The sequence below is a fragment of the Paenibacillus sp. J22P218 genome (assembly GCF_056269195.1).
In genome coordinates this window covers 247,356-260,866 of the sequence record NZ_JBWDNL010000006.1, presented here as the reverse complement: position 1 = coordinate 260,866, position 13,511 = coordinate 247,356, and the positions used below count along the sequence as shown (strand labels likewise).

Annotated in this window: 10 protein-coding genes; 9 read left to right on the top strand and 1 reads right to left on the bottom strand. The window is 36.0% G+C overall.

The window, feature by feature from the left end:
* Positions 1-561 carry a dTDP-4-dehydrorhamnose 3,5-epimerase family protein gene (locus AC0YN0_RS24865; RefSeq protein WP_475823666.1) on the bottom strand — a complete coding sequence of 187 codons (561 nt, stop codon included), beginning with the start codon at positions 559-561 and terminating at the stop codon, positions 1-3.
* A gap of 375 nt (positions 562-936) precedes the next feature.
* Between AC0YN0_RS24865 and AC0YN0_RS24860 the strand changes: the two genes are divergently transcribed.
* From AC0YN0_RS24860 to AC0YN0_RS24820, 9 genes are all read left to right on the top strand, one after another.
* On the top strand, positions 937-1,905 hold the full coding sequence (locus tag AC0YN0_RS24860) for a glycosyltransferase family 2 protein (RefSeq protein WP_475823665.1): 969 nt from the start codon (positions 937-939) through the stop codon (positions 1,903-1,905).
* 29 nt (positions 1,906-1,934) lie between these two features.
* The gene (locus AC0YN0_RS24855) at positions 1,935-2,732 is read left to right on the top strand and encodes an ABC transporter permease (RefSeq protein WP_475823664.1); all 798 of its coding nucleotides are present in this window, start codon (positions 1,935-1,937) and stop codon (positions 2,730-2,732) included.
* 15 nt (positions 2,733-2,747) lie between these two features.
* Complete coding sequence (locus AC0YN0_RS24850; RefSeq protein ID WP_475823663.1) at positions 2,748-3,524, top strand: ABC transporter ATP-binding protein; 777 nt, start codon at positions 2,748-2,750, stop codon at positions 3,522-3,524.
* A 22-nt stretch (positions 3,525-3,546) separates the two neighbouring features.
* On the top strand, positions 3,547-5,067 hold the full coding sequence (locus AC0YN0_RS24845; protein ID WP_475823662.1) for a sulfotransferase family protein: 1,521 nt from the start codon (positions 3,547-3,549) through the stop codon (positions 5,065-5,067).
* A 73-nt stretch (positions 5,068-5,140) separates the two neighbouring features.
* Positions 5,141-8,092, top strand: coding sequence for a glycosyltransferase (locus AC0YN0_RS24840; RefSeq protein WP_475823661.1), 2,952 nt, complete (start codon positions 5,141-5,143; stop codon positions 8,090-8,092).
* An 85-nt stretch (positions 8,093-8,177) separates the two neighbouring features.
* Complete coding sequence (locus tag AC0YN0_RS24835) at positions 8,178-9,335, top strand: polysaccharide pyruvyl transferase family protein (protein WP_475823660.1); 1,158 nt, start codon at positions 8,178-8,180, stop codon at positions 9,333-9,335.
* A gap of 53 nt (positions 9,336-9,388) precedes the next feature.
* Positions 9,389-10,132 (top strand): sugar phosphate nucleotidyltransferase, encoded by a 744-nt coding sequence (locus AC0YN0_RS24830; RefSeq protein ID WP_475823848.1) that lies wholly within the window; start codon positions 9,389-9,391, stop codon positions 10,130-10,132.
* 15 nt (positions 10,133-10,147) lie between these two features.
* Complete coding sequence (gene rfbC, locus AC0YN0_RS24825; protein ID WP_475823659.1) at positions 10,148-10,705, top strand: dTDP-4-dehydrorhamnose 3,5-epimerase; 558 nt, start codon at positions 10,148-10,150, stop codon at positions 10,703-10,705.
* 67 nt (positions 10,706-10,772) lie between these two features.
* Entirely contained in the window at positions 10,773-13,502 is a 2,730-nt protein-coding gene (locus AC0YN0_RS24820) for a rhamnosyltransferase WsaF family glycosyltransferase (protein ID WP_475823658.1), read from the top strand.
* Positions 13,503-13,511: the final 9 nt, after the last annotated feature.

The following is a 13,511-nucleotide window of genomic DNA, read 5'->3' as shown; positions in this document are numbered from 1 at the left end:
CTATACCATTTCAGGTGGTAGTAATTGCTTTACCAGGCTACTTTTCATCTGTTCATAAGTTCCTGCATTTATATCCTTATCAGATATCATTGCTGGTTCAGTGAAAGGCCAAGGAATCTTAATACTCGAGTCATCCCAACGGCATTCTAGCTCGTCCCGCGGGTTCCAATATTCAGAAACACCATATATATGAATTGCGTCCTGATCGTACCAAAACCCATGACCGACTCCCGGAGGGATATGAATGAGCTCAGGTTTCTCTGCATTTAAGGTCATCAATACGGACATTTCATAGGTTGGGGACCATGGACGCATATCTTGTAAGCCAAGGTGCAGCTTGCCGGAAATAACGCTAAGGAAGTCATGATGCGCCGAGTGAACATGGAAACCGCGAAATGTTCCAGCATTATTAGTGTTTACATTCCATTGCAAGGCGAATGGAGCATCGGCTAACCATTCTGCGCGGTAAAGTTCCATTAGTGATCCACGTGAATCACCAATTCGTTTCAAAGGTAATTTACGTACGCCATGCGGCAGATCTACTGCTAGATCTTCTTTCATAAGATTAGCCTCCAATTAAAAATAGTTAAAGACAGTGATAGAATCAATTTAATCCTTCAACACATACCCTAAATCATGGTGTGGTTAGGACTACAGATAGCATTATATCATCATTTATTAACTGCTGAATATGTTAATATTCGTTACTATGTAGCTCCGATTTATTAAAATCGAAGTTGACCGATGTATGTCCATCATGCTCGATAATCCCCTGAGACTCCTGCAATATATGGGCGTTACCACATGCAAGGCTCCCTTCACAGTGAAACATGCGTATAAGTGGATAGATCAAATCTTGTAGATTCATAGATATAGATGTCGAGTTCTGGTACAATTATTTATGTATGTAATCTTTAAGGAGAAGGATGCAATCTGATGAGTGTTTCGATCGTAATTCCTAATTATAATGGAGAAAAATATATTATTGATTGTATCAGTAGTATTTATAAACAAATTACTAATAAACATTCAATTATTGTGATAGACAATCATTCTATTGACGACAGTATTTCCCTAATCAGAGTAAGTTTCCCTGATATCACTATTATTATGAACAGTGAAAACCTCGGCTTCTCAGCGGCGGTGAATCAGGGTATTAAAGAGTCGATGTCGAAATATGTGATCCTGCTTAATAATGATGCTTTTGCAAGAGAAGGATTTGTACAGGAGCTTTATAACTGCATTGAGTCTGATCCGAAAGTGTTTTCTGTCTCGGCGAAAATGCTCAGGTATTCACAACCGGGGCTTATTGATGATGCAGGAGACGAATTGACCCTTTTTGGATGGGCTTATAAAAATGGCGATGGCGTATCTAGTGAAGCTTACAAAAAACAAAATACAATATTCAGCGCATGTGCCGGAGCGGCAATATATCGTAGAGAAGTGTTTGAGTTAATTGGATATTTCGATGAGAGCTTCTTTGCATACTTGGAAGACGTTGATTTAGGTTTTAGGGCGAATCTGTATGGATACAAGAATGTTTTTTGTCCAACGGCAAAAGTGGAACATATAGGAAGTGCGACTACAGGAAGTAAGTATAATGATTTTAAGGTAAAACTATCGGCAAGGAATAACGTTTGGTTACTGGCGAAAAATCTGCCGATTATACTGCAACTATTTAATTTCGTATTTATTGTGGCAGGATTCCTGATCAAGGCACTATTTTTTGCTGTCAAAGGACTCGGCAAGTCGTATTTAAGTGGAACGGCTGAAGGAATTCGGACTATAAGAAATATAACTAGAACCAAACCGAGCTTTTCCTTTAGTAATATCATACGTATCGAATATAGGATGATTGTGTCTACGTGTTGCTATATTGGATCTAAATTGTTTGTGAAGAAATAGGGCAATTCTGCGAATGAGAAAAAGTATGAATGGAGTTTATTATGACCAGGTATATTACATATTTAAAAACTTTTTATAAATATTCGTACTTGCTTTCTTTACTCGTCAAGAAAGAGGTTAAAAAGAAGTATAAGGGTTCTTTTCTTGGGGTTTTGTGGAGTTTATTGAATCCTTTGTTGCATATGCTTGTTCTAATGGTTGTATTCTCAACTTTGTTCGGTACAACCATTCATAATTTTCCGGTGTATATGCTAACTGGTTTTTTATTGTTTAACTTCTTTTCGTCCAGCACAATGACTTCAATGAAATCCATTATTTCCGCATCGAGTTTAATTAATAAAATATATATTCCCAAGTATATCATCACTCTTGCTTCAATAATTTCAAATTTTGTGTTTTTTGTTATTTCATTAATTGATCTGATCTTAATTATGATAATAACAAAATCGGACTTTACCTTTAACCTGCTGTATGCACCTATTTATTTGGTTTTACTTTTTCTTTTTAGTTGTGGAGTCAGCTTATTACTAGCAACGATTACAGTGTTTTTTCGAGATATAGAGCATATATACAGTATATTGATTACAGCCTTGCATTTTGCGTCTGCCATATTTTATCCATCTAGTATTATAGCTGAAAAATATCAATTTATTCTAACGTATAATCCTATATATAACTATATCAAAGGCTTCAGAGATGTTGTTTATTTAGGTGAAGCGCCAAGTATGTACAATCTGATTATCTGCACCGTATTTGCGTTGATCAGTATGGTAGTGGGGATTATTGTGTTTGAAAGGAATCAGGATAAATTTATCCTCCATTTATGAAGAGAGGTAATACCTTTGGAACAAACTCAAATGAAAAGTGAGCAAACTCAGAGAATCGATATTGAAGTTAACAATATCACGATGAAATTTCGACTTGCTAATGAGAAAGTTGACAGCGTTAAGGAATTCCTGTTTAAGAGTCTGAAAAAAAATATCCAATATAATGATTTCATTGCTTTACGGTCCGTTGATTTTGCTATTCATGCTGGGGAACGAATAGGTATTATCGGACATAATGGAGCCGGTAAAAGCACCTTGCTTAAGATTATATCAGGTGTGATGAAGCCGACAGAAGGCAAAGTTATTGTGCACAGAAGTATTGCTCCTTTATTGGAACTAGGAGCGGGCTTCGATAATGATCTTTCTGGAGTTGAAAATATATATTTAAATGCAGCTATCTTGGGGCGATCAAAAGAGTATATAGAAAGTAGATATGATGAGATTGTCGCTTATGCTGATATTGGTGAATTTATCAATACACCTGTGAAGAACTACTCTTCTGGCATGAGAGCGCGGTTAGGGTTTTCCATTGCAGTTCATGTAGATCCTGACATCCTGATCGTCGATGAAGTGCTCGGCGTAGGGGACGAGCAGTTCAAAAAGAAAAGTACGCAAACGATGATGAATCTGATGAATAGTGGGAAGACTATAATACTTGTCTCACACAGTATATCGCAGATCAAACAACTAACGGATAGGGTTATTTGGCTTAATAAAGGTGCGTTGCAAGCAATAGGCAAGACGGAAGAAGTATGTGACAGATACGAAGCGATGATGAAGAGTAAATCTTAGTCAGTTAAAAGGAGAGCAGGGCTTGGACAAGAAAATAATCGTTGTATTAGGTATGCATAGATCGGGGACAAGTGCATTTGCTAAAGCGATAGTAGATCTTGGGGCATATCCTGGGGACAACTTGATTCCTGAAAATGAAGAAAATGAAAAAGGTTATTGGGAAGATATAAATATTGTCGCGATAAACAATAGAATATTAAGTAAATTTAATATGAAGTGGTATTCAATCGATAATCCTATGTTAAATCGGTTTGAACAATTCCTTCCATTATATGAAGGTCAATTTCTGCAAGATGCCATTGATATTGTTCGAAATCAATTAAACAAGTCTGATACGATTATCATCAAAGATCCGAGAATTAGCGTCTTATTACCATTTTGGGAAAAGGTTTTTGCATGTATAGGAGTAGAAGCACAATATGTCTTAGTAATAAGGAATCCGCTAGAAACCGCTAAATCCTTATTGAAAAGAGATAATATGCAGATTGAACAAGGAATTAGGCTGTGGACTTACTATAATTTTATAGCCCTAGTAAATTTGAACAAGGACATTATTTTATGCTCTTTTTCAAGGCTAGTAGAGGAACCGGGAAGAGAGTTGGAACGACTAAATCGGTTTATTAAGTTAAATAATGAAGTCAGTGGCATTCGAGAATATCAGAGCCGGTTTTTGGAAAAATCGTTAAAGCACCATAATGAGGATTTTTTCAATTTAACGGAATTATTGGGAGATGACCATTTTTCGGTCGCATTGTATCAAACGCTTTTTAAGTGGTCTGAACTAGAAGTTTTGTACGTAGATCAGATTCAAGATTTCGTGAAGCGTAACGCAGGTTCGTGTACAGATACGCTGAACTTCACGACGAAACAATTTTATGGTGATTTTGCTCGAATTTACTATGATTCAGGAAATGGAATTACAAAACAGAATTCAAAGAAACTAGAGATCACCCTCTACCATAATGATATATGTTTAGAATTGGATCAGACTATTAAACAGTTGCGATTCGATCCCAGCCGCTATAGATGCATGGTTGAAATTAAACGGGTTGGTATTGAGAAACAAGGTCAACAAATTCAATTAGACTACAGTGATCTGAAAGGTAATTACTATAAACATTGCAACGAGCTCTATATATTCGATCACAATGATCCTCAATTATGGTTTCAATTCGAAGATATAGAGGCTTCCAAACTATACGTTGACTTCATTATTTATCCTCTTGATGATTATACGCAGTCACTGCTAAGAAACTTAGATAAGGTAGAACACGAGTTTATGATAGCCGATATTCACCGCGTAGTATCCGAAAAACAAAGAGAAAATGATCGGTATAGAGAAATAATCGAAGAACAACAGAGGCTGCTCAACCGGCAGGAAACTCAAATAGGTCAGTTCAGAAAAGAAAAAGTACGCTTAGATACATTGATTACTGAAAAAGAAGAGTATATTACTACTATTTTTAATACTATTTCATGGAGGGTAACAAAACCACTGAGATTTATTACATGGATGATGAATAAGACAAAGCGAAAACCATGAAATTGTTTTCGTAGAGCATTTTCGTCTTATAAAAGAAGAGATGAAATACTAGATAAAATAGAGGTGGCAAAAAGTGGGTAATGAATTAGAAGGCGATGGGACTGTGTTAAAAGAAGATGATAACTTATTTCACTTGGAAAAGTCGTTACCTCAATATGTGACTTCGAGTGAATTGATGAAAATAGATAAAATAAGAAAAAAAAGAATATTAAAGGATGGATTTTTATTTCCTTTTAAGTTAATTGCGATGATTATGAATATATTTATACATCCTATTAGAAGTGTTCGGTATTTTAATATAAAGTTGTTAATAAAGAAGTCGAAACTGTTTGACGAGTTACACTATCTATCAAACAATCCTGATGTAGCAATAAACTGCTCGGATTTGTTAAAACATTTTATTGTGCATGGATGGAGGGAAGAAAGAGACCCGAGTCCATACTTTAGTGTGTCGTATTATTTAAGACAATATTCAGATGTGAAAATGACTCATATAAATCCTCTGTATCATTTTATAAAGTTTGGTTTATTGGAAGGTAGGAAGCCTATTGAAGATCCTAATTTATTCGAAATGTATCGTCATCAATATAAGAGAAAATCCAAATGGAATGTTATACAGTTAATAAAGGTTGTTGACCAAGTAAGGGTAATGCAAAAATCCAGGAAATTCAATAAAACATGGTACTGGGAATCATATCAAGATGTATTTCAACAGGCACTGAAAAATCCAATGTGGACTTACGTAGACAGTACAAATAAGTTCATGCGGAAATTTGCTAGGTTGATAACCCACCCAATTTGGCATTATGCATTCCATGGTGTATACGAAGCAAGAAATCCGACCCCCTATTTTAATACGGAATTTTACGTTGAAAGTAATCCGGATGTAATACGGTCAAAATTAAATCCGTTTTACCATTACTGCAAGTTTGGTCAATTTGAAAAACGTCAATCAAAAGAATTTATGAATGATAAAAGCTTGTTGGACAATACTTTGGGTAGCAATGGAATCTCGTATTATCAACATTTTAAGGGAGAGTTTAATAACAAACCTTTAGTTACCGTGATCGTACCAAATTATAATCATGCTGCTTTCCTTAGAATGAGGTTGGATAGTATATTTAATCAAACATATACTAATATTGAGGTTCTATTAATGGATGATTGCTCGCGAGACAAAAGCCAAGAAATTCTATTGGAATATTATAATAGATTTCCTGATAAAACTCGTATTATATTTAATGAGAAAAATTCAGGAGGTGTATTTCATCAATGGGAGAAAGGTTTATCTCATGCAAATGGAGATCTGATTTGGATTGCGGAAAGTGACGATTGGTGCACTAATAATTTTCTAGAAGATTTAGTTGCTTATTTTAATGATGAATCAGTGATGCTTGCTTATTGTCAAACAACGTTTATGAATCAAGACGAAGAACAGATATGGACAATACAGGAATACCTATCTGATATTGACCGAGAGTTGTGGAATAATCCTTTTATCATTTCAGCTCATAATTTAGTAAATAAAGCTTGGGCAATCAAGAACATCTTACCGAATGCCAGTAGTTCAGTTTTTAGGAAACCATTTAATTTAGATTTGTTGAAAGATGAGATATGGAAATCAATGCGTATTGCTGGCGACTGGGTATTTTATATTCATTTAATACTAGGTGGAATAGTAGCATATTCGACAAATTCAACAAATTACTACAGAATTCATAACAATAACACATCTATAAATACTTATAAAAAGGATGTGTACTATAAAGAACATGAGATTGTGTCTACATACATCGCCAAGCTTTATCATGTGAATGACGAAGTATTTAATAATAAAGCACAAATTTTAAAAACTCATTGGATTCAAACAAAAGGTGAATTTTCCACAGAACAGTTTTCAAAACTATATGACATTAATGTGATTCTAGATGCTAAAAGAAAGAGAAGGCCAAATTTATTGATGGTAGGTTACGCATTTTCATCAGGTGGTGGCGAAACTTTCCCGATTTATTTAGCAAATATTTTTAGGGAAAAGGGGTATTCGGTTACTTTCTTATCTTGTGATCATGTTGACAGGGAACTTGGTATTCAAAAGATGTTGAGAAAAGATATTCCTGTTATAAATAATTATACTAATCTTCATAATATAGTGGTTGATTTTGGGGTGGATGTCATTCATTCGCATCACGCTTGGGTAGATAACACGATAATTGATATCTTGTCTCCCGAGTTGAATTATGGTCATGTTGTTACGTTACATGGTATGTATGAAACTATAAGTAGAGAGATGTTGAAGCCTATTCTGCCTAGACTAGTCGCTAGGACAAGTAAATTGGTTTATATTGCTGACAAGAATCTTAAGCCTTTTGAAAAACTTGGGCTATTCAATGATGAACAATTCACCAAGATTGGAAATGCAATTGTAACCAATGAAATAAAACCAGTAGATTTACAGCAGTTTGGAATTCGAAATAATGCATTTGTAATATGTCTAGTCAGTAGAGCAATACCCGAGAAGGGTTGGGAAGAAGCAATAGAGTCAGTGAAAGAGGCAAGAAGACTTTCTAAAAAGGATATTCATCTATTGTTAGTTGGTGATGGCCCGGAATATGAGCGGCTAAAAGATAGAGCATCGGAATACATCCACCTACTTGGGTTTAAAAACGATGTTGAAAATTATTTTGCTGCTTCAGATTTAGGCATATTGCCTTCCAGATTTAAAGGGGAAAGCTATCCTTTGGTACTAATTTCTTGTTTGAAAGCCGGGAAGCCTATCGTTTCATCAGATATCGGGGAAATTGCTTTAATGTTAAAGGGACAAAATGATATGGCAGGTACTTTATTTTCATTGAATAATTGGAAGATACCAGTTCATGAAGTTGCAAAGATAATATCAAAATACGCCACGGACTCCTCCTATTATGATTCAAAATTATCCGAGGTTTCTGTAGCATCTGATAAATTTAGTGTAGATAAATTGTTTTCAAATTATGAATCAGTATATCTAGAAGCGACTAAATACTAAATTAATTGTCATTCGATATACACAATAGAGAGAAAGTTATCTTTATGCAACTTAGAAAATTCCAAAATGTAAGGAGAAGCAGGATATGGAACAGTTAAGATATCTTCAAACTGGTGCAGTTCCGAATTTTGAAGTCGGAAATGATATCTATGAAAACTGGATTAGAACAGGTCGGAATACTGGTAACTTATTTATCGGATATGCAACAAAAACTGAATTGAATACTAATGGAATATTAGATTTCAGTTACTTACTAGATGAAGATGATGTGAGCAGGATAAAAGAAAATTTCAATGTATTAGTGATTGCAGCTTCTAATTTCATTAACCCCTATGATGACTTTGGAATTATTGCTCAGAATATTAGAAAGCTAAAAATTCCGGTAATTACTTTGGGCATTGGAGCTCAAGCGAATAGTATTGAAGCAAGAGGTATGAAATTAAAAGAAGGAACGATGGACTTTATTCATGCTCTAAGTGAGTATAGTAATACAATTGGAGTAAGGGGGGAGTATACTGCAGAAGTTCTCAATGATTTTGGTGTGAAAAACAGTGAAATCATTGGATGCCCAACATATTATATTAATAAGAATCCAAAATTTAAAATTAACGAAAAACAGTTTAAAAAATATGACGAACTTAACATTGCCTATAATTTCACTCATTTAGAAAAAGAAGTTGATAAAAAAATAGTTCAAATGGCTTATGAAACTGAAATGGATATAATTGGGCAAATGGAGTATATAGAGAACTATTGGAAAAATGATAAGGTTTATAAATGTGAAACGCTCCCTGATTCTGAAGAAGAAGTGAAGAATGATTGGCATAGAAAGAGGGTATTGTATCAATCTTTTGTTGATGATTTCAATTCATACAAACTCTATTTGAAGAAACATTTTTATATGTTCAATAGCATGCCAGAATGGTTTTCTAATATGAAGAAATATGATTATGTTTGTGGTTCAAGATTTCATGGATGTATGGTAGGGATACAAAATCATGTTCCAGCATTATTAATAACTCATGATTCGAGAACGTCGGAATTAGCTTCTTATTGTAATATACCGCATCTTTCTGCTGAGAAATTTGCAAAGATAAACTCTTTTAAAGATATATTAGAGATGAATATTATAGATTATGATAAATTTAATCGAGAATATGAAAGTAAATTTTACAGGTACATTGAATTTCTCAGAAAAAATGGCGTGTCAAATGTAAACGAACTGTTTGGCCTAACAAACTAATTGAGAATGTTGAGTAGCTATTAGTTAATAGTGGAAGGGATGAGATGATTCAAATGAAAGGAATCATTCTAGCCGGAGGGACAGGCTCGCGACTATTCCCTCTTACGAAAGTAACGAATAAGCATTTACTTCCTGTGGGTAAATACCCTATGATATTCCATTCAATAGCAAAGCTAAAAGAAGCGGATATACAGGACATCCTGATTGTTACTGGGAAAGAGCATATGGGCGATGTTGTGAATTTATTGGGCAGCGGTCGTGAGTTCGGTGTGACTTTTACGTATAAGGTACAAGACGAAGCGGGAGGAATCGCGCAGGCACTAGATTTGGCGGAGCACTTTGTTAATGGAGACCAGATGGTCGTTATACTTGGTGATAACGTATTTGAGGATCGCATTGACTCGTTCGTCAACAATTTTAGACAACAAAAAAATGGGGCTAAAATTCTAATTCAAGAAGTGCATGATCCTCAGCGCTATGGCGTACCGGAACTTGAGGGCACGAAGATTGTATCTATCGAAGAGAAGCCTAAGCTTCCGAAAAGCAATTATGCTGTTACAGGCATCTACATGTATGATAGTAAAGTGTTTGATATTATTAAAACGCTAAAGCCTTCAGGCCGTGGAGAGCTGGAGATTACTGACGTAAACAATTCGTACATAGAAGCAGGAGAACTCAGCTACGATATATTGAATGGTTGGTGGACAGATGCCGGGACACATGCTTCGCTGACGAGGGCTAATGAACTGGCAAAAGATATCGCGTTTGGAGAAGAGCTCGGAAAGTTAAAATTGTAGGTAAGAAGGTGTCCTATGAAAATATTCGAAACGAAGTTACCGGGTATTAAGCTGCTTGAGCCTGCGGTGTTTGGTGATAACCGTGGTTTTTTCATAGAAAGCTATAATGAACAGGTTGCCCATGCAAATGGGATTCCATATGCATTTATTCAAGATAATCATTCATTATCGGTAGAATCTGGCGTTATACGCGGCATGCATTATCAGTTAAATCCAAAATCACAGACCAAGCTGGTTCGTGCAACAGCAGGTGCTATATATGATGTCGTTATCGATATTCGTAAAGGATCACCTACTTTTGGACAATGGCAAGGGTTTATATTGAGTGCAAGCAACAAACGTCAACTACTCGTGCCACAAGGATTTGCGCACGGCTTCTGTACATTAGTGCCTAACAGTGAGGTTCAGTATAAGGTGGATGCGCTTTATTCTCCTGAGCACGACCGTGGAATTGCATGGAATGATCCTGCCCTGGCAATTGATTGGCCGACGTCTAATCCGATTCTTTCGGACAAGGATGGCAAGCATCCTATTCTGGCCGAGGCTGAAATCAACTTTGTATATGAAGAGTAAGCGTTAACTAAGAATCGACCCGGATTGCATGCAGGGCAGCGATTTCATATAAGAGGTGGGAAGAGTATTGTTTCATTTTAATATTGAAAAGATGCTGCCGAAGGAACTGTGTGTACAAAACCGTTCGATTTATTTAATAGAGGGTTGGGTGCTAGGAAGTGCACTAGTTAAAAAAGCGAGAATCAAGGTCGGCGAACGAAAGTTTATGGCAAGCGAGATTAGCATGTATAGGCAAGATGTACTTCCACACTTTATTGAAACAGATCACAAATTGAATTCCTTGTTTTCAGGATTTCGGGTGCCTATTGTAATAGAATCTGTTAGCATTTCGGAAGTATGTGATGTAATACTTGAAGTTACGTTAAAGAACGGAAGCTTTTTCCGAACAAAACTGGGTGAGGTTACTCTGCTTCCGTATACGAGGAGAGCAATTGATGTTCAGGTAACCAATAAAAATAATCTGGTCGTTATTTGCATGGCTACGTACAATCCTGATAAAAAACAATTTCAAAAGCAAATCAACAGCATCAGGGCACAGGAATATAAAAATTGGATTTGCGTTATTAGCGATGACAACTCAAGAGAAAAATGTAAGAAGGATATTATAGAAGTGTTGGACAATGACAGTAGATTTTATTTTATTGAGAACGAGGAAAACAAAGGATTTTATTATAATTTCGAACGATGTTTGGAATTTGTTCCTAAGGAAGCACAATTCGTCGCTCTTTCCGATCAGGATGATGTTTGGTATCCGGATAAGTTAAGACTATCGATTGAGGCGCTGATTGAAAATGAAAGTGCTAAGCTCGTATATTGCGATATGCGTATTGTCAGAAACAACGGAGAAGTGTTGTCCGATACTTATTGGGTAAAACGGAAAAATTATTATGAGCGCGAAAAACTGGATCTGTTGACTCTTGCGAATACGGTGACGGGAGCTGCGTCGCTTTTCAGAGTTGATTTGCTTCAAGATATACTTCCCTTTCCCCCTCGATATGGAGATGTATATCACGATCAATGGATTGCACTTATGGCTAACATAAGAGGTGGAATCGATTATATCGATAAGCCTCTTTATGATTATATACAAAGCGACAATAACGTTATCGGCCATACGGATTTTGGACATAAATCGTTGATGGCCACTTTAAGCGAACTAGGATTTTTCCAAAAGATGAAGGATGCTCTTCAAGATAAAGATTTGCCGTTCGCCATTCGAATGAAGCAGGTTATGAAAGTCTTGTTTAATGCATTTGTCGTTATATATAACTTTAAACATATCAACGCGCAACATATTAATACGTTAAGAGAAAATGCGATTGTCAGAGGCGTGGATCATGAGACTTTAAAACATCTTATGCACACTCGAAGTATTACCGGCTTATGGAAAGTGAATAGAAAAGTCCGTAAGCACAACGAAACATTGAATAACATTGATACATTATTGCTTTTATCCAATATCGCCAATGTGTTCACAAAAAAAGTTGCTGTTCCCATGCGGAGAGTGATTCGTAGATTTACACAAAGCGCTGCTGCCGCCGCTTACATTCAAGACGCAACGCATCAGCATACCGCAGCGGCGAATGGAATGAACGAAAAATATTTAATAACATTAAGCCAAAATGTGAATGAAATAAAAAGGAAATTTTCCGGAAGAACTTTTATCGTGAACGCGTTTGCAAAGCGAAGAGTCAATATGTTAATTTCACTTGTGGATCCGCAAAACTTTTTTGGCGGCTATATTGGAATGTATAATTTCGCTAAAAAATTTCATGAGAACGGCTATGATGTGCGCATCATTATGACTGATCAAAAAGAGTTTTCCAAAGAAAGCATGGAACGAATAAAAAATCACGATATGAGTTTGAAAAAGTTTTTATCCGAAGTGGAATTTCAGACTTGCTACTCTTCTGAACAAGAAGTTGAAATCTCGGAATCGGACATTTTCATTGCGACTTCTTGGTGGACTGCGTATATAGCTGACGAAGCGGTGAAGAAGAGCAAGTTCGATAAATTTATATATCTTGCTCAAGATTACGAACCTATCTTTTATGATCATGGGACATATCGAGTACTGGCGGAACACAGCTACAAGCTGAATTATTACCCGATGTTCTCGACAGACATTTTACAAAGATACTTTATAAAGAACGGTATTGTTCCTATACAAAACGAAGGTTCCTTCTTTAGAAATCCAGTATTGAAATTCGATTTAACAGAGAAATTGTATGTACAAGCTAATAAGAGAAAGAAAAAATTGTTGTTTTACGCTAGAACGCAGCCCAATAATGCTAGAAACCTCTTTGCTATAGGATGTATGGCTATAGACAAAGCAATAAGTATGGGGGGGTTCCGGGAGGAAGAGTGGGATATTATTGGTATTGGAGGAGATAATGGAGATCAATTGCTGCCAAGTGGAGCGAAGATCAAGCATATCGGAAAGTTTAATATGAAGGAATATAAAGAACTATTGCCAGAGCATGATTTGGGTTTGTCGCTTATGGACTCACCCCATCCAAGCTTATTGCCGATTGAAATGGCTTCTGCCGGAATGCTCGTAGTAACGAATACCTATGATATAAAAACGGCGGATTATTTCCAAAGAATTTCGACAAATATTCATGCTGTAGAATCACATATTGATAGTCTGGCTAGTTGCCTTATCGCGCTTTCATCAGAAACGAACAATTATAAACAGAGAATTCAAGGCAGCAAAGTAAATTGGCCTCATGAATGGGATGAAGCGATATCCCAACTCGACATAGACCAAGCAATTGCCGCGATAAAAAAGAACTAATGTCCGTAA